Origin of the sequence: Litorilituus sediminis (assembly GCF_004295665.1) — a bacterium.
Lineage (GTDB): Bacteria > Pseudomonadota > Gammaproteobacteria > Enterobacterales > Alteromonadaceae > Colwellia > Colwellia sediminis.
In genome coordinates this window covers 1353520-1372169 of record NZ_CP034759.1, presented here as the reverse complement: position 1 = coordinate 1372169, position 18650 = coordinate 1353520, and the positions used below count along the sequence as shown (strand labels likewise).

12 protein-coding genes, 1 tRNA gene and 3 rRNA genes are annotated in these 18650 nt (G+C 41.8%); 6 read left to right on the top strand and 10 right to left on the bottom strand.

Going from position 1 to position 18650, the window contains the following annotated elements; translation table 11 throughout:
* Positions 1 to 19: 19 nt before the first annotated feature.
* A complete protein-coding gene (locus EMK97_RS06165; protein ID WP_130600400.1) occupies positions 20 to 514 on the bottom strand; it encodes a DUF4124 domain-containing protein in 495 nt (164 codons plus the stop codon).
* Positions 515 to 1471: 957 nt separating this feature from the next.
* Between EMK97_RS06165 and EMK97_RS06160 the strand changes: the two genes are divergently transcribed.
* The 6 genes from EMK97_RS06160 to adk all read left to right on the top strand — a co-directional run bounded on the left by EMK97_RS06160 (position 1472) and on the right by adk (position 10763).
* Positions 1472 to 3012, top strand: a 16S ribosomal RNA gene (locus EMK97_RS06160).
* Between the two features lie 89 nt (positions 3013 to 3101).
* Positions 3102 to 3177: transfer RNA gene (locus tag EMK97_RS06155), tRNA-Ala, on the top strand.
* Between the two features lie 388 nt (positions 3178 to 3565).
* A 23S ribosomal RNA gene (locus EMK97_RS06150) occupies positions 3566 to 6446 on the top strand.
* Between the two features lie 99 nt (positions 6447 to 6545).
* Positions 6546 to 6660 (top strand): 5S ribosomal RNA (rrf, locus tag EMK97_RS06145).
* The 16S, 23S and 5S rRNA genes sit together here with 1 tRNA gene alongside, the layout of an rRNA operon.
* Positions 6661 to 7927: 1267 nt before the next feature.
* Positions 7928 to 9889: a molecular chaperone HtpG gene (gene htpG, locus EMK97_RS06140; protein WP_130600398.1), complete on the top strand. Its 1962-nt coding sequence runs from the start codon at positions 7928 to 7930 to the stop codon at positions 9887 to 9889.
* A 229-nt stretch (positions 9890 to 10118) separates the two neighbouring features.
* Positions 10119 to 10763 (top strand): adenylate kinase, encoded by a 645-nt coding sequence (gene adk, locus EMK97_RS06135; RefSeq protein WP_130600396.1) that lies wholly within the window; start codon positions 10119 to 10121, stop codon positions 10761 to 10763.
* 230 nt (positions 10764 to 10993) lie between these two features.
* On the opposite strand, the gene EMK97_RS06130 is transcribed toward adk, so the two are convergent.
* From EMK97_RS06130 to hisB, 9 genes are all read right to left on the bottom strand, one after another.
* Positions 10994 to 12358, bottom strand: a complete 1365-nt coding sequence (locus EMK97_RS06130; protein ID WP_130598330.1) for an IS1182 family transposase — start codon at positions 12356 to 12358, stop codon at positions 10994 to 10996.
* 138 nt (positions 12359 to 12496) lie between these two features.
* Positions 12497 to 12976 carry a GNAT family N-acetyltransferase gene (locus tag EMK97_RS06125; RefSeq protein WP_130600394.1) on the bottom strand — a complete coding sequence of 160 codons (480 nt, stop codon included), beginning with the start codon at positions 12974 to 12976 and terminating at the stop codon, positions 12497 to 12499.
* A gap of 7 nt (positions 12977 to 12983) precedes the next feature.
* Positions 12984 to 13289: a DUF6559 family protein gene (locus EMK97_RS06120; protein WP_130600392.1), complete on the bottom strand. Its 306-nt coding sequence runs from the start codon at positions 13287 to 13289 to the stop codon at positions 12984 to 12986.
* A gap of 161 nt (positions 13290 to 13450) precedes the next feature.
* Positions 13451 to 14341 (bottom strand): hypothetical protein, encoded by an 891-nt coding sequence (locus tag EMK97_RS06115; RefSeq protein WP_246028895.1) that lies wholly within the window; start codon positions 14339 to 14341, stop codon positions 13451 to 13453.
* A 387-nt stretch (positions 14342 to 14728) separates the two neighbouring features.
* A complete protein-coding gene (hisIE, locus tag EMK97_RS06110) occupies positions 14729 to 15349 on the bottom strand; it encodes a bifunctional phosphoribosyl-AMP cyclohydrolase/phosphoribosyl-ATP diphosphatase HisIE (protein WP_130600390.1) in 621 nt (206 codons plus the stop codon).
* Complete coding sequence (gene hisF, locus EMK97_RS06105; protein WP_130600388.1) at positions 15343 to 16131, bottom strand: imidazole glycerol phosphate synthase subunit HisF; 789 nt, start codon at positions 16129 to 16131, stop codon at positions 15343 to 15345. Before hisF ends, hisIE begins: the two co-directional genes overlap by 7 nt.
* Positions 16113 to 16850, bottom strand: a complete 738-nt coding sequence (hisA, locus tag EMK97_RS06100) for a 1-(5-phosphoribosyl)-5-[(5-phosphoribosylamino)methylideneamino]imidazole-4-carboxamide isomerase (protein ID WP_130600386.1) — start codon at positions 16848 to 16850, stop codon at positions 16113 to 16115. Before hisA ends, hisF begins: the two co-directional genes overlap by 19 nt.
* Positions 16850 to 17551, bottom strand: coding sequence for an imidazole glycerol phosphate synthase subunit HisH (gene hisH / locus EMK97_RS06095; protein WP_130600384.1), 702 nt, complete (start codon positions 17549 to 17551; stop codon positions 16850 to 16852). Before hisH ends, hisA begins: the two co-directional genes overlap by 1 nt.
* Positions 17551 to 18636: a bifunctional histidinol-phosphatase/imidazoleglycerol-phosphate dehydratase HisB gene (gene hisB / locus EMK97_RS06090; protein WP_130600382.1), complete on the bottom strand. Its 1086-nt coding sequence runs from the start codon at positions 18634 to 18636 to the stop codon at positions 17551 to 17553. Before hisB ends, hisH begins: the two co-directional genes overlap by 1 nt.
* Between the last annotated feature and the right edge of the window lie 14 nt (positions 18637 to 18650).

Here is an 18650-nt window from a genome sequence, read left to right as displayed (position 1 = left end):
CATGTGAGAACGTCTAGTTCTATTCCTCTCTACAATACAATCCCATATGTTTTTTACTTAACGCTAGTTGCTCTTGTTTTTCTTGGTCGGATAAAACTCGATTAGTGGTTGTGCCATCGCTATTTTCTTCCGTTATGAGTACTTCATTAAATGAGCTTAACATCTTTATATTATCTTTAGCGGCTTGGCAATTTCGCTTAAAGGTTTCTTCATTGGCAACTAGCTGCTCTTTTTCTTCTGCCAATACTTTTTCAGCGGCATCCCTTTCTTTTAGAGCTTGGCGCTCTTTTTTCGAAAGCGCCTTGAAGGATGAGACAGTGGTTAGTTGTGTATAATTATCATCTTTGGGTAAATTCTGACTAAAGTGGACGACATTATTTTTATCAACCCAGCGATATATAGCAATATCCTTTGCTGCTACAGGGGGGCTATAAAGATTTCCTACTATTGCAATAGAAATTGCTAGCAGGCAGTAGGTAAACTCCTTAGGTAAATGCTTAACCTTAGTATTCATAATAAACCCTTAGTAACACTTCAAAAATAGTGTTCTACATCATAGTAAGTTGTAGAACACAATCACTGTAAATTCAATTAATGTACGCTATCAAATATAACGCTTGATGACAAATGACTGTTATTTCGAAGCTAATTACTCATTCCAACTAGGCTATTTTAATTATAGATGGCTGATAAGAGTAATATAGAGTTATAGATATATAGTTAGATTGTTTACTTGAGTGGTGTTCTTGAAAACGTACGTGACAACTCAGTAAAGAAATAGCGGCTTTTTAATTTGCATAATTGATATTTTGTACGATAGTTATTTATTACCCTTTTTTGTTTGATTAAATATTTATTTGTTAAATTGGTTAAAGCAATTACCCATTAGTTTTATATTTAGCGAATAACCTTTATTTGAATCGCTTTGCTTTCTAGTTAAGAGCTTTTTTGTCAGTGTTTGCCTTATAAATTGGCTTTTTTGCTGTTTAATTATACAAATGAATGTTGTTTTAAAATTAATTGCAAATAAGGGTTGACCTAAGAAGAAAAGTGTCTAAAATGCGCATCCACTTCTCAGGGAGACTTAAGAAGTTAGTTTTGACAAGTTAACTCAATCAAATATGAAAGATTAGCTTGAGATAACGTTAAAAATTAATTTGAAATAAGTTAAAAAAAACGTTGACATCAAAACTAGGAAGCGTACAATGCGCATCCGCTTCGGGGCAAAGCTTACGGAGCATCAGATATAAACGAATGCGATTTATATCTTCTCGCAGAGATTCTTTAACAATTAGTTATCATGCAATTTGTGTGGGCACTCACATTGATGTTGATTTTATAAAAGTCCATTGGACGTAAAACAACTTAATGATGAATGACACACAAAACTATTCTTACTATTTAATAGTAATGCAAGTTTTATATGTACAGAATTCATTGAGTCGCATCTTATGATGCACAAACGATTTTTTAATTGAAGAGTTTGATCATGGCTCAGATTGAACGCTGGCGGCAGGCTTAACACATGCAAGTCGAGCGGAAACGAGAAGTACTTGTACTTCGGCGTCGAGCGGCGGACGGGTGAGTAATGCTTGGGAATATGCCTTTAGGTGGGGGACAACAGTTGGAAACGACTGCTAATACCGCATAATGTCTACGGACCAAAGGGGGGGCTCTTCGGACCTCTTGCCTAAAGATTAGCCCAAGTGAGATTAGCTAGTTGGTGAGGTAATGGCTCACCAAGGCGACGATCTCTAGCTGGTTTGAGAGGATGATCAGCCACACTGGGACTGAGACACGGCCCAGACTCCTACGGGAGGCAGCAGTGGGGAATATTGCACAATGGGGGAAACCCTGATGCAGCCATGCCGCGTGTGTGAAGAAGGCCCTAGGGTTGTAAAGCACTTTCAGTAGGGAGGAAAGGGTGTTGATTAATACTCAACATCTGTGACGTTACCTACAGAAGAAGCACCGGCTAACTTCGTGCCAGCAGCCGCGGTAATACGAGGGGTGCAAGCGTTAATCGGAATTACTGGGCGTAAAGCGTGCGTAGGCGGTTTGTTAAGCAAGATGTGAAAGCCCAGGGCTCAACCTTGGAACTGCATTTTGAACTGGCAAACTAGAGTACTGTAGAGGGTGGTGGAATTTCCAGTGTAGCGGTGAAATGCGTAGAGATTGGAAGGAACATCAGTGGCGAAGGCGGCCACCTGGACAGATACTGACGCTGAGGCACGAAAGCGTGGGGAGCAAACAGGATTAGATACCCTGGTAGTCCACGCCGTAAACGATGTCAACTAGCCGTCTGTTGCCTTGAGCAGTGGGTGGCGTAGCTAACGCGCTAAGTTGACCGCCTGGGGAGTACGGCCGCAAGGTTAAAACTCAAATGAATTGACGGGGGCCCGCACAAGCGGTGGAGCATGTGGTTTAATTCGATGCAACGCGAAGAACCTTACCATCCCTTGACATCCTGCGAATTTTCTAGAGATAGAATTGTGCCTTCGGGAACGCAGTGACAGGTGCTGCATGGCTGTCGTCAGCTCGTGTTGTGAAATGTTGGGTTAAGTCCCGCAACGAGCGCAACCCCTATCCTTATTTGCCAGCGCGTAGTGGCGGGAACTCTAAGGAGACTGCCGGTGATAAACCGGAGGAAGGTGGGGACGACGTCAAGTCATCATGGCCCTTACGGGATGGGCTACACACGTGCTACAATGGCGTATACAGAGGGCAGCAATACCGCGAGGTGGAGCGAATCCCACAAAGTACGTCGTAGTCCGGATTGGAGTCTGCAACTCGACTCCATGAAGTCGGAATCGCTAGTAATCGTGGATCAGAATGCCACGGTGAATACGTTCCCGGGCCTTGTACACACCGCCCGTCACACCATGGGAGTGGGATGCAAAAGAAGTGGCTAGTTTAACCTTCGGGAGGACGGTCACCACTTTGTGTTTCATGACTGGGGTGAAGTCGTAACAAGGTAACCCTAGGGGAACCTGGGGTTGGATCACCTCCTTATCTTGAAGTAAAACAATGCTTTGTTGAGTGTTCACACAAATTACATGATAACGAAATTAAAAGAGTACACCTGCCTTAGGTGACAAGATGGGGCTATAGCTCAGCTGGGAGAGCGCCTGCCTTGCACGCAGGAGGTCAGCAGTTCGATCCTGCTTAGCTCCACCATCATTACTCTTGACTAAAGAAAGAAGCCAAACTTAAGCGGTTCAATGAACAATTTAAGTTTGGTTTTTACTCTCCGCAAGGAGGGGAATCACGAATTAGCCGAATGTGTGCTAGTTTGACGCTCTTTAACAATCTGGAAAGCTGATATAAATACCCGGTGTTTATATGGTGTGCGAAGTGTCGCGCTTCAATCACATAAGTATAAATACCAACAATAGCTAAATGATGTATTCCTTAATCATTTAGACCAATAGTTGAAAGACTATTAACTCTTATTCAAGTAACTCATCACTTTAACGAAAGTTAAGTGAAAGTGCGTGAAAATGTCAGACTTTACAATTGCCTTGGTTTAGTCACCAAGGTCTACTAAGACTACTTAGGGTTGTATGGTTAAGTGACTAAGCGTATGTGGTGGATGCCTTGGCAGTTAGAGGCGATGAAAGACGTGTTAATCTGCGATAAGCCTAGGTAAGGTGATAAAAACCGTTATAACCTAGGATTTCTGAATGGGGAAACCCACTGTCATAAGACAGTATCTTTATGTGAATACATAGCATAAAGAGGCAAACCGGGAGAACTGAAACATCTAAGTACCCCGAGGAAAAGAAATCAACCGAGATTTCCTTAGTAGCGGCGAGCGAACGGGAATTAGCCCTTAAGCGGTTTGTAAGTTAGTAGAATGTTCTGGAAAGGACAACGATACAGGGTGATAGTCCCGTATACGACAACAAACTTACCGTGAAATCGAGTAGGACGGAGCACGTGAAACTTTGTCTGAACATGGGGGACCATCCTCCAAGGCTAAATACTCCTAACTGACCGATAGTGAACCAGTACCGTGAGGGAAAGGCGAAAAGAACCCCTGTGAGGGGAGTGAAATAGAACCTGAAACCGCATACGTACAAGCAGTGGGAGCCCCTCGAGGGTGACTGCGTACCTTTTGTATAATGGGTCAGCGACTTATATTCTGTAGCAAGGTTAACCGATTAGGGGAGCCGTAGCGAAAGCGAGTGTTAACTGCGCGTTTAGTTGCAGGGTATAGACCCGAAACCCGGCGATCTACCCATGGGCAGGTTGAAGGTTGAGTAACATCAACTGGAGGACCGAACACACGTATGTTGAAAAATGCGGTGATGACTTGTGGGTCGGAGTGAAAGGCTAATCAAGCCGGGAGATAGCTGGTTCTCCCCGAAATCTATTTAGGTAGAGCCTCGGACGAACACCACTGGGGGTAGAGCACTGTTAAGGCTAGGGGTCATCCCGACTTACCAACCCTTTGCAAACTCCGAATACCAGTGAGTGATATCCGGGAGACACACGGTGGGTGCTAACGTCCATCGTGAAGAGGGAAACAACCCAGACCGCCAGCTAAGGTCCCAAAGTCATAGTTAAGTGGGAAACGATGTGGAAAGGCATAGACAGCTAGGAGGTTGGCTTAGAAGCAGCCATCCTTTAAAGAAAGCGTAATAGCTCACTAGTCGAGTCGGTCTGCGCGGAAGATGTAACGGGGCTAAACTATGCACCGAAGCTGCGGATTCAACATTTATGTTGAGTGGTAGGGGAGCGTTCTGTAAGCCGTTGAAGGTGAATCGAGAGGTTTGCTGGAGGTATCAGAAGTGCGAATGCTGACATGAGTAACGATAATGGGGGTGAAAAACCCCCACGCCGAAAGACCAAGGTTTCCTGTCCCATGTTAATCAGGGCAGGGTAAGTCGGCCCCTAAGGCGAGGCGGAAACGCGTAGTCGATGGGAAACAGATTAATATTTCTGTACTTCTATATATTGCGAAGGAGGGACGGAGAAGGCTAAACAAGCATGGCGTTGGTTGTCCATGTGAAAGTACGTAGGTTGGAATCTTAGGCAAATCCGGGATTCTAAGACTGAGATACGAGACGATGCTCTACGGAGCAGAAGTTGTTGATGCCATACTTCCAGGAAAAGCTTCTAAGCGTCAGATATATAGGAACCGTACCCCAAACCGACACAGGTGGTTAGGTAGAGAATACTAAGGCGCTTGAGAGAACTCGGGTGAAGGAACTAGGCAAAATAGTACCGTAACTTCGGGAGAAGGTACGCCGACTATGGTGATGGGACTTGCTCCCTAAGCTGAAGTCGGTCGAAGTAACCAGGTGGCTGGAACTGTTTATTAAAAACACAGCACTGTGCAAAATCGAAAGATGACGTATACGGTGTGACGCCTGCCCGGTGCCGGAAGGTTAATTGATTGGGTTAGCTCTGCGAAGCTCATGATCGAAGCCCCGGTAAACGGCGGCCGTAACTATAACGGTCCTAAGGTAGCGAAATTCCTTGTCGGGTAAGTTCCGACCTGCACGAATGGCGTAATCATGGCCACACTGTCTCCACCCGAGACTCAGTGAAATTGAAATTGCGGTTAAGATGCCGTATACCCGCGGCTAGACGGAAAGACCCCGTGAACCTTTACTATAGCTTGACAGTGAACATTGCTCCTACATGTGTAGGATAGGTGGGAGGCTTTGAAACCATGTCGCCAGATATGGTGGAGCCATCCTTGAAATACCACCCTTGTATGCGTGATGTTCTAACCTAGGCCCGTAATCCGGGTTGGGGACACTGTCTGGTGGGTAGTTTGACTGGGGCGGTCTCCTCCCAAAGAGTAACGGAGGAGCACGAAGGTTGGCTAAGTACGGTCGGACATCGTACGGTTAGTGCAATGGCATAAGCCAGCTTAACTGCGAGACAGACACGTCGAGCAGGTACGAAAGTAGGTCATAGTGATCCGGTGGTTCTGTATGGAAGGGCCATCGCTCAACGGATAAAAGGTACTCCGGGGATAACAGGCTGATACCGCCCAAGAGTTCATATCGACGGCGGTGTTTGGCACCTCGATGTCGGCTCATCACATCCTGGGGCTGAAGTCGGTCCCAAGGGTATGGCTGTTCGCCATTTAAAGTGGTACGCGAGCTGGGTTTAGAACGTCGTGAGACAGTTCGGTCCCTATCTGCCGTGGGCGTTTGAGAATTGAAGAGGGCTGCTCCTAGTACGAGAGGACCGGAGTGGACGAACCTCTGGTGTTCGGGTTGTCATGCCAATGGCATTGCCCGGTAGCTACGTTCGGAACTGATAACCGCTGAAAGCATCTAAGCGGGAAGCAGGCTTTAAGATGAGTTCTCACTGGGACTTTAAGTCCCCTAAAGGGTCGTTGGAGACTACGACGTTGATAGGTCAGGTGTGTAAGGGTTGTGAGGCCTTGAGCTAACTGATACTAATTGCCCGTGAGGCTTAACCATACAACGCCTAAGTGGTTTTGTGTATGAAGCTGATGAACATCACGCACTAAGTTACAAGAGTTAAGATTTATATTAAGTTTTCGAGATTGTCCTTTTTTGCTTAGCGACAATAGCATTGTAGAACCACCTGATCCCATTCCGAACTCAGAAGTGAAATGCAATAGCGCCGATGGTAGTGTGGGAGTTCCCATGTGAGAGTAGGACATTGCTAAGCACCTATTTAAGAAAAGCCCGATACGAAAGTGTCGGGCTTTTTGCTTTTCTGCGTCCGGTAATTTAACAAGCTACTAAGCTTAGTTAATTATCGCTGATTAAGCTGCTCCTAGCTTTTATAGCAGATAGCGAGCCACTCATACCATTCGCCATACCTAAGAAAAGCAGAAGTGCAATGCAGTAGTGCCGAAGTTGATAGTGTGTGGGTGTTGTCTCTTTATGTGCGAGTAGGACATCGCTAAGCGTCTAATTAAAGAGAGCCCGATATGAAAGTGTTGGGCCTTTTGCTTTTTTTCGCTTGTGGATTTAACAAGCGACTAAGACTAGTTAAGTATAGCCGATTTAGATGCTCCTAGCTTTAATCGCAGATAGCGAGCCACTCATCCCACTCGCCATACCTAAGAAAAGCAGAAGTGAAATACGATAGCGCCGAAGTTGATAGCGTGTGGGTGTTGTCTCTTTATGTGCGAGTAAGACATTGCTAAGCATCGCTGTTATTAATGTGAATAGTTACCTGATTATGACATTAACATTGCTCATTTGCATGAGTTCTGCACTGTTTTGATAGCTTAATATACTTAATGCTTTATTTATCGTTAGCGGGATAGTGTGGTTTTTATAGTGCATGGTTGCTTGCCAGTTTTATCAATAAGGTGATTACGTAAGGTTAAAGTAATAGCTCAATGCTTAAATATTGCTTAAAAGTTGTATTGTTTTTATACCATCTGGTCAGAAAATAGCTTGAGAATTAAGGGGAGAATTTACAATAAATCATGCTTTGTAATGCCTTTTTGTTGGTAAGTTACTGAGTACGCTATGAAAATTAATTAGTAATACTTTATTACAACTGGCAATATACAGTATACAATTTGTTTGTTAGTATTATCTTGTTACTGATATGTAATTCACTCCCTGTTTATAGATCAGTAGTAGTACTTTGTGGTTAGAGCTGATCTGTCAATCGTTCCTCACAAGTATTTCCGTCCGGAGCAGTGGCACTGCTCCGGCATTCTCTTAGCCTTTCGTTATACTGAAAGCTCTGGTAACTTTTTATCTCAATATCAGGTATCTCGCCAGTGATGCTATCTAGCCTACAAATGAATAAAACTTAGCTGTGCTAATCGGAAAGTCATTATTTGACAGCATAGCTTTAAAAATTTATTTAAAGCGAATAACTTTCCCTTGAAATCTTTTTCCGTGTCCCCACATAGTTTCTATCGAGAAATTCGAATATTTTATTTAATGATTTTTGATAGGAGATGTTTCAGATGTCTGAAGCTAAGCAAGTAGAAACTCACGGTTTTCAAACCGAAGTAAAACAACTACTACAACTAATGATTCACTCACTTTATTCAAATAAAGAAATTTTCCTACGTGAGTTAGTTTCTAATGCCGCTGATGCTGCCGATAAGTTACGTTTTAAAGCGTTATCAGATAATGATTTATACGAGAACGATGGCGATTTACGTGTACGCGTAAGTTGTGATAAAGAAAATAGAACTGTGACTATTTCTGATAATGGTATCGGTATGAATCACGATGATGTAGTTGAACATTTAGGTACCATTGCTAAGTCTGGTACTGCTGAATTTTTCTCTCAACTATCAGGTGATCAAGCAGCTGACTCACAATTAATCGGTCAATTCGGTGTTGGCTTCTACTCAGCTTTTATTGTTGCAGATAAAGTTACGGTACGTACGCGAAAAGCAGGTGATGCTGCCAGTGAAGGTGTTGAGTGGGTAAGTGAAGGTGAAGGCGAGTTCACTACGGCCAAAATTGAAAAGGCGAACCGCGGTACCGATATTATCTTGCACTTGCGCGAAGATGAGTCTGAGTTTGCCGACGACTGGCGCTTAAAGTCAATCGTAACTAAGTACTCTGATCATATTTCTGTATCTGTTGAAATGTTAACACCAGAAGTACCAGCAGTAGAAGCGGTTGCTGAAGTAAAAGATGATGAAGGTAATGTGACAACACCTGCAGTAGAAGCACAAGATGCGATACCAGCGAAGTGGGAAGCGGTTAACAAAGCTACGGCACTGTGGACACGTGAAAAAGCAGATGTGAGTGACGATGAGTATAAAGAGTTTTATAAGCATGTTTCACATGATTTTGCTGATCCGCTATTGTGGGAGCACAACAAAGTAGAAGGTAAGACTGAATATACGTCTTTGTTATATGTGCCATCAAAAGCACCATTTGATATGTATAACCGAGAAAAACAGCACGGCTTAAAGCTTTATGTTCAACGTGTTTTCATTATGGACGATGCTGAACAATTTATGCCAACCTACCTACGTTTTGTGAAAGGTTTACTTGATTCAAATGACTTGCCATTAAACGTTTCTCGCGAGATCCTACAAGATAATAAGGTAACTCAAGCTATTCGTAAGGGGTGTACTAAGCGTGTTCTTAAAATGCTTGAAAAGCTTGGCAAGAAAGATGCGGAAAAATACCAAGGTTTCTGGGATGAGTTTGGCCAAGTATTAAAAGAAGGCCCGGCAGAAGACTTTGCTAATAAAGAGCAGGTTGCAGGTTTATTACGTTTCGCGTCTACTCATGAAGATAGCTCAGTTCAAAATGTGTCACTAGCATCATATATTGAACGTATGAAAGAAGGCCAAGAGAAGATTTATTATGTGGTAGCTGATAGCTTTGAAGCGGCTAAAAATAGTCCTCACTTGGAAGTATTCCGTAAGAAGGGCATTGAAGTGTTATTAATGTCTGATCGCATTGACGAGTGGTTAGTGAGCCATTTAACTGAATTTGATGGTAAGCAATTACAGTCAGTAACTCGTGGTGGCCTTGATCTAGGTGACATGGATGATGCTGAAAGTAAAGAAGCACAAGAAAAGCTGGAACAAGAGTTTGATTCAGTGGTGAAACGCATTAAAGAAACTTTAGCTGGTAAAGCCAAGGATGTGAAGCTTTCACAGCGTTTAACAGACTCTCCGGCGTGTATTGTTGCTGATGAGCATGATATGAGCAGCCAGATGGCTAAGTTAATGGCATCAGTAGGCCAGGAAGTACCTGAAACATTACCTATTTTTGAAATTAATGGTGAGCATGCACTGGTTAAGCATGTAGCTGATGAGCAAGATGACGAGCAGTTTAAGCAATGGGTTGAAGTATTGTTTGAACAAGCCATGTTAGCAGAACGTGGCAGTTTAAAAGATCCTGCTAGCTTTGTGACGCGTTTGAATAAGCTTATGTTAAGTTTGACTAAGTAGTCAGTTTTAAGTGTTCACTAATATAGTGTTAATACTTTAGTCGGAAAAAGGGGGTTTTAGCCCCCTTTTTTTTCGTTTGAAGCCCTTTGGCTCTTGTGTGGCTACGGCCTTGCTTGTATAGTGTCAGCCGCAAAAAGAAATATTACATTAGTGTGATCAATTAATAATATTAATGTAATAATTTTTATTTCAATTTAACTTTTTAACCATCAATTTAAGGTTACATATTATGCGTATTGTTTTATTAGGTGCTCCAGGCGCTGGTAAAGGCACACAAGCACAGTTTTTAATGGAAAAATTTGGTATTCCACAAATTTCTACTGGAGACATGCTACGTGCTGCAATACAAGCGGGAACAGAGCTTGGTAAGCAAGCCAAAGCCGTTATGGATGCGGGTCAATTAGTATCAGATGAATTGATCATCGGCCTAGTAAAAGAGCGTATTGCTCAAGATGATTGTCAAGCAGGTTTCTTACTTGACGGTTTCCCTCGTACTATTCCTCAAGCTGATGCAATGAAAGAGAATGGTATTACTGTTGATCATGTGCTTGAGTTTGATGTACCTGATGAAGTTATTGTTGAGCGTATGGCTGGACGAAGAGTGCATTCAGGCTCAGGTCGTGTTTATCATCTTGTATATAATCCGCCAAAAGTTGAAGGTAAGGATGATGTTACTGGTGAAGACTTATCAATTCGCCCTGATGATGAAGAAGCGACAGTGCGTAAGCGCTTAGCTATTTATCATGAGCAAACTAAGCCATTAGTCGATTTTTACCAAGCAGAAGCTAAGGCTGGCTCTTGTAACTATTTGACCATAGATGGTACTCAGGCTGTTGAGCAAGTGAGCGCGCTACTTTCTGAAAAACTTGCTTAGTTATGAGCTCAAGTTGACATAAAAAAACTCGCTAAGGCGAGTCAGATTACTGACAAACCCCGTCATTCTGTTCGGGGTTTGTCTTTTATGAGCAGCCGTAGGCTGCGATCTCGATATTTTTCTAGCCACGTCTTTTCTATTTTATTTGGTTTTTCTGGACTTGTTTGGGGCTTATCTTCCCTATTTGGCGTGTTAATGTCTCGAATTGAGCTTTTAAAGGGCTATCCTTTTTAGATTGCCATTATTTGGGGAATATTTGATAGCGTCATTGCTATCTTCTTCATATTTTGTGCTGCCGCAGCCATATATGCTTGCATTTGAACATTATGCTTACCTCGGTATCTTGCATACCTGTGACCATGGTGTTGCTTTGCATCAGCAAAACTTCTTTCAACGGTTTCGCATCGTCGTTTGTAAAGGTATTTACCAAGGCTTGTTAAGCGAAATTCATTAGCCCGATCTTGACTCGCAGCCATTACGTGGCGTGTTATCACTTTCTTATGACTTTTACTCTTAGTGCAATCTTTTAATTGAGGGCAATTAACGCATACCTTGGGGTCAGAATGATATTCTCGGTAACCCTCTCGACTGGTGGTCGAGTAGATTAACGTTTGCTCTTGCGGGCAGGTATACGTATCTGCTTTCTCGTCGTATTTGAAGTGCTTTTTCTTAATGGCATTCTTCGTTCGTGAAGGACGACGGTAACCAAACACCCCTTGGATGTTACGTTGTTCCAGATTAAAACAGACGGGCGCTGTGAAGTAGCCTGCATCAATACCAACAAATTCAGGGGATAGTGCAAAGCGATTTTCAATGGCATCAAGGCGAGCAATGTATGGTTGAGAATCGTGGACATTACCTGGCGTAATATGCGTATCTACAATAATGTTATAGTCGTTATCTACGGTTCTGTGGTCTAGGTAGAAAAAACCTTTTGGCTTTTCATCTCGGTGCATATAACCGCTATCACTATCGGTTTTACTTACCTTATTCCGCTTTATCTCACAATAGCCTTTATCCTTGAGTGGCTTTTTTCCAGCCGCTTTACGGTCTGCCTCCACAGCTTTGTTGATTTGCTTAATATAGGCACTGGTTGAGACGGGTTTGAGCTTGTTGGTGAACTTTCGTTTATTGGCGTTTGCTTTTAAGTGTGTGCTGTCGGTGAATAAGGCTTTGCCCCCAACTAGACCATGTTTAATGGCTTGTTGGACGATGTGATTAAATATACGTTCAAATACATCTGTGCCATTGAAACGACGAATACGATTTTGACTAAGTGTTGAGGCATCGATAACTTTCTCGGTAAGCCCCATGCGGAGAAACCATCGATACGCGACATTTACTTCGATGTCTTTGATGATTTGGCGCTCACTTTTAATACCAAATAAGTACCCAAGTAGCATAATTTTAAATAGCTGGACTGGCTCCACCGGAGGACGACCATTATCAGTGCAATATAAGTCTTTGACTTCATCTCGAATAAACTCAAAGTCAATATACTTATCGAGTTTACGAACTAGATGGTTGGCTGGAACTAACTGGTCTAGCGTGACCATTTCGAGTTCATGTTGTTGCGGGGAAGGTTCTCTTAACATGGTTAATTTTTGTAATTTTCCATGTTTTTATTAGATCAAAGTCCTAGACTACTGTCTAGGACTTTGTCATCAGTCTGACTCGCTAAGGCGAGTTTTTTTATGTCTGTGCTTTTTGATTGAATTTTTGTCTTTTGACGTTTATTTTTCGCAATCTTTTATCATAGCTATGTGCGGAATGTTATCTTCTAAATACATAGGTGAAACTTGTTTAAAGCCGTGCTGTTGATAATAGTTTGCTAAATGCTCTTGCGCAGATATTTTGATACTTTCTTTTGGATAATGTTGTTGGCAAAGTTCTAATGCCTGCTGCAATAGCTGATGACCTAGCCCAGAGCCTCTAGCTGAGGCTTTAGTGACTACTCTACCAATACTGATATAGTCAGCATAGCTTTGACCTTTTGCTAAAATTCGCGCATAGGCTATCAGTTCATCACTTTGATAACCTAATAAGTGAATAGTTTGAGTATGTCTATCTAATTCATTGCTATCACTATCGAGATCTGGGTAAGGACAGTTTTGTTCAACAACAAACACGTCTACCCTCAACTTTAATAAATCATAAAGCTGTGTCGTTGTTAGTTGCTCAAATGATAATGATTGCCAAGATAGTTTTGTCATACCTTAATTAAGCAACTTCTTCGATTAATTGCGATAAACTGCCATGATATTTTTTTCTATCTAGATAACTACACATTTCAGCCTTGTAATCATCAATACAAAGATCAGGGAACTCAATAGATAAAATTTTCGTCAATGCATTTTCTTCTAGAAAAAGCAGGTAGCCTAATGGCAAATATTTAGGGTTAAAGTTACATTGGTACACGGTAGCTCTCACTTGGCTGGCCGAGTAAAAGTTGTGATTACCATAGCGCTCTTGTAATTTAGGTAAGAGCTTCTTTCCGTATTTCTTTATTGCAGCATGCTTTAGCATGTCCACTCCTTTGCTATTGTTTTAAATTGGTACTTAATCAATTTGCTACTACACAGTTATTCGAACTAGCTGTTCGCATAAGTGAACCGCTAATTATAGATAACAATAGCGTTTGTTCAATACAATTTTATTAAGCTTTAATTACTTGTAGAATTTATACACTACCTATTGATAATGGTTATATCTCTTTCATCAATGAAAAAACCTGCTTGTTGATAGGCTTTTTTTATCGCACCTTTTTGTCTTAGCTTAGATATACCTTCATTCATTGCTTTAATAGCTTCAGCGCCTTTAGGGTGAGCTTTACTGATAACAAAGTGGCGAGAATCATTAAGTACAACGGCAATGTTTTTAACAGGTACTAAATGGACAACGTCCATAGTAAAGCTTTTATCTGGAGTGGAATTAAACGCCATCAGTAAGAAGTCGACCCACTGGATATTAACCATTCTTGCCATTGATAGCCAGGAGTCTTCTCTTACTAGCTCTTTTAGGGGCAAAGATTGCAGTGTTTGCCAGTCAGTTCGCCATAACGGGGTTGATACTGCACTTAATTGCTTAAGGTCTTGCAAATTTTTAACCGAAAGCACTTTAGTATTTTTAGGGCTAGTATAAATGCCTGCAACATATTCACCATTGCGAATGACAGCTTGAGAAATAAAAACCTTATCTGCTAAGGGGAGTGCATCGTTAAGCCAATAAGAATCAAAGCTGATCAGCAGGCGGCCATTTTGCAGCATTTTGGTATTGCGAAAATTTACTTTGCCTGAGGCATAACTAAATTTATGCTCAAAGCCACCAAGTCTTAGTGCTTGCTGAGCTAAAATCATATCAACAACATCTCGGCGAATATTTTTCCCGGAAAAGTTAGTGATTTGCAGGACATCTCTACCATCAATAAACTGTAAATAGTCTTCGTATACATCATCGCGAATATATATCAAGATAGTGTCTTGGCGAGCAAGCGCCGTAACTAATGTACTTTGAACAAGTAACAATAAGATGAAAATGATAGGGGGTGATAGTCTTAGTGTTTTGCGCTTAACTTGCATCTAAATATGAACGACCTCAAAGTAAACATTGTCCATAAAAAAAGCATCCTTATTAAGTTATAACAAGGATAACTTGTTATCACAAGGATGCTTTACTCACGCTTGATTGAGCAGAGGTTATACCAATTTGATTAAATATTTAGTCACTTAGAGTTACAAGAATAGCATTAGAACAAGCAAGATTTATGAAGATATAGTCGTTCTACATCAAATAAATATTGTGCAGTTATCATGTTATTCTTGAACTCCCAAAGGGCGAGTTTAAAAGGCTTATAACCAGCGTTGCTAATTTTAACAAGGGAATAACCATTCTTTGCAATTAGCGCCTTGCTTATAAGCCTTTTAATTCTCGCTAAATGATCAAATACTTAATTAACTTGGTATTAATTACTTTTGGTGGCGTTGTTGTAAAACAGCCATTACTTCGCTTAACTCGATGTTTTTGTCTTGCAGTAACACTAAGGTGTGATAGAAGAGATCAGCGCATTCGCCAAGCAAATCTTGCTTTGTTTCTGCAACGGCAGCTAAGGCTACTTCTACGCCTTCTTCTCCCACTTTTTGCGCTATTTTAGTAGTGCCACGAGAAAAGAGCTGGGCGGTATAGCTATCTTCTGGCGCATCACTTTTTCTACTGGCGATGACTTGTTCAAGCTCACTTAAGAAGTTTTGCTGACTTAACTTTTGCTCAGGAAAACAAGATTCTGTGCCCAAGTGGCAAGTTGGCCCAATGGGCTGACAAGCAATAAGTAAACTATCTTTGTCACAATCGGTAAGTACCTGCTTTACATTTAAAAAATTGCCTGAGGTCTCACCCTTAATCCAAAGGTCTTGCTTTGAACGACTGTAAAAGGTCGCTTTACCAGACGTTAATGTAGCCATTAGTGAGTCTTGACTCATAAAACCTTGCATTAAAATGGCGCCCGTTCCTGCATGCTGAATAATGGCAGGTATGAGATTATCCATTTTTTGCCAAGCTAATTCATTGATATTGTCTTGAGTTACTAACATGGTCTTACCTCAATATTGTTGAGCTTTAATTGCGCTTTTAAATCGCTAATTGCTATAACGCCTTTGTGGAATACACTGGCAGCAAGCGCACCATCTACATCGGCTTGTTGATAAACTTGGCTAAAGTGTTCAATTTCACCAGCCCCGCCAGAGGCAATAAGTGGTACATTACACACCTCTCGTGCTTGTTTAAGCTGGCTAATATCGTAACCCTTGCGCACACCATCTTGGTTCATGCAATTCAGTACAATTTCTCCGGCACCTAAACTAACGACTTTTTTTATCCAGTCAAAAGTTGTCCAACTTGTTTGCTGAGTACGTTTTTCATCACCTGTAAATTGGTAGACTTGATATTCGCCTTGGCCATTATTGGCATCTTTATTAAAAAAGCTATCAATGCCAACAACAACACATTGCTGACCAAAATGATCTGCTAAACGAGAAATAAGGCTTGGGTCGGCAAGTGCAGGAGAGTTAATACTGATTTTGTCGGCACCCATCATCAATATCTCTTTAGCATCCGCTTCACTTTTAATACCACCAGCTACGCAAAAGGGGATGTCAATTACTTGCGCAATACGACTAACCCAGCTTTTATCTACAACACGGCCATCGCTGCTTGCGGTAATATCGTAAAAAACTAACTCGTCTGCACCAGCTTCGGCGTACTTTTGCGCTAATGGCACTATATCACCAATGATTTCGTGATTTCTAAACTGAACGCCTTTAACAACTTTTCCGTCACGTACGTCTAAACAAGGAATTATACGTTTGGCCAACATGCGATTGCCTCCTCAAGGGTGAATTTACCTTCAAGTAATGAGCGACCTAAAATGACGCCAGTTACGCCGGTAGGAATGAGTGCTTTAATATCAGCTAAGCTACCAATGCCGCCAGATGCTTGCCATTGTATTTGAGGGTACTTTTCGCATAACTCTGTGTATAGCTGTACATTGCTACCTGAAAGCGTACCGTCTTTAGAAATGTCAGTACATAGAATGTGTTTGATGCCTGCATTGATATATTGCTCCATCAAGTCTTCTAAGTTAACGCCACTGTCTTTAATCCAGCCGTGGGTCGGTAGTGTTTTATTACCTTGCTCATCAATTTTAATGTCTAAAGCAAGGACAATTTTATCGCCGCCATAGGTTTTAAGCCAAGCTTGTACTAACTCTGGTTGCTTAATGGCTAAAGAGCCAATGACTACGCGATCCGCACCTAGCTCAAGTAATTGCTGAACATCTTGCTCATTGCGAATACCGCCGCCCACTTGAATGGTCATACTGTCGTGATTAACGACGGTTTTTAACGTAGCCAATTGACGTTTAGTACTGTCTTTAGCGCCATCAAGATCCACAAAGTGCATAACCTTAGCGCCAGCCTTTGCATAAGCTTGTTGTCGCTCTTGCACTGTGTATTGATAATTAGTTTTCTGGTTGTAATCACCTTGATATAAGCGAACTACTTCACCGTTAATTAAATCTATTGCGGGTATCATCATTAGCTTACAAGCTCCTGTGGTGATAAAGCTAAAAAGTTTTTAATTATTGTGCTGCCTACGGCTGCTGAACGTTCTGGGTGAAATTGACAGCCAATAAAATTGTCTTTGGCTATGGCGGCAGAAAATTCGCTACCATATGCACAGCTGGCTATCGTGTATTCACTGACAGGCGCGGCAAAACTATGGACAAAATAGACATAGTCTCCTGAGCTAATGCCTTTAAAAATAGGGTGCTCGCCCACTAATGTTAAAGTGTTCCAGCCCATGTGCGGTAACCTGTTTCCTTTTGATTGCAGCGGAGCCACTTTGGTTGGAATAAGGTTTAAGCAGGGAACTGACTGTTCAGAAGCATCTTTTCCTTCCGTTGAAGATTGATTTCCTTCAGTTGAGGGCTGAGTTCCTTCGGTTGAGGACTCCGTCATTAACTGCATGCCTAAACAAAAGCCAAGTACTGGCTGTGTTAATTGCTGTAGCGTCTTTACTAAGCCTTTATCGACAATGTTTTTCATGGCGTGTTTAGCGCTGCCAACACCGGGGAAAATGACTTTGTCAGCAGCTTTGATTAGCTCAATATCATCCGTTACCTTGATTTGGTAGCCAAGGCGTTCAACGGCAAACTTGACGGATGATAAATTGGCGCAGCCAGTGTCAACAATAACAAAGTTTGTCTCTTTTAATGAATTTGATTGCTCAGTGATCATTATAATGTACCCTTCGAGCTTGGTAGCTCGTCACCTTCTACTTTGATTGCTTGGCCTAGTGCACGACCGAATACTTTAAACAAGCTTTCAACCTGGTGGTGGCAGTTACCTTTAGAAGTTGATAAGTGCAAAGTGATCAGCATTGAGTCAGCAAGTGATCTGAAAAAGTGCGAAACCATTTGTGTTGACATAGTACCAACATTATCTGCGGTAAAGTCAGCACTAAACTCAAGCCAAGGTCGACCCGATAAATCAATAGCACACTCTGCTTTGCATTCATCCATAGGTAAGACAAAACCAAAGCGACCAATACCGCGTTTATCGCCAAGTGCTTGTTTTAACGCTTGTCCAAGCGCTAAAGCGGTGTCTTCAACACTGTGGTGATCATCAATGTGGTAATCACCTGTCACTTGACATTGCAAGCTAAAACCGCCGTGAGTGGCAATTTGATCTAGCATGTGATCAAAAAAGCCTAAGCCGGTGTCAATGTGGTTAGCACCTGACTCGTCGAGGTTAACGGTAACTTTAATATCAGTCTCTTTTGTTGTTCTGACAACCCTTGCTATACGTGGTTTTTCAAGTTCGGCAATAATTTGAGCGCTAATTTGCTGCCAGTTAAGCGAGTCACGATTATATTTAATACCTGTAATTGCCATATTGTTGGCTAATTGAACATCGGTATCTCGATCACCAATCACGTAAGAGTTAGCAAAATCAACACGACCTTGTTGTAGGTAATCACTTACCATGCCTAATTTAGGCTTACGGCAGTTGCAGTTATCTTCATCAAAGTGCGGGCAGAGCAATACATCTTGGAATATGATTCCTTGACTAGAGAACAAAGCCATCATTTTGTTATGCGGTAAGTCAAAGTCTTCCTGTGGGAAGCTTGAAGTTCCTAAACCGTCTTGATTGGACACCATGACCAACTTAAAACCTTTTGCTTGAAGTTTTAGTAGCTCAGGAATAACGTTAGGCTCAAATACCAATTTTTCTAAGCTATCTAGTTGTTTGTCAATAGGTGGCTCTTCTACTAAAGTGCCATCTCGGTCGATAAATAATATTTTTTCTGGTTTGTTACTCATAACGTGCTCAATAT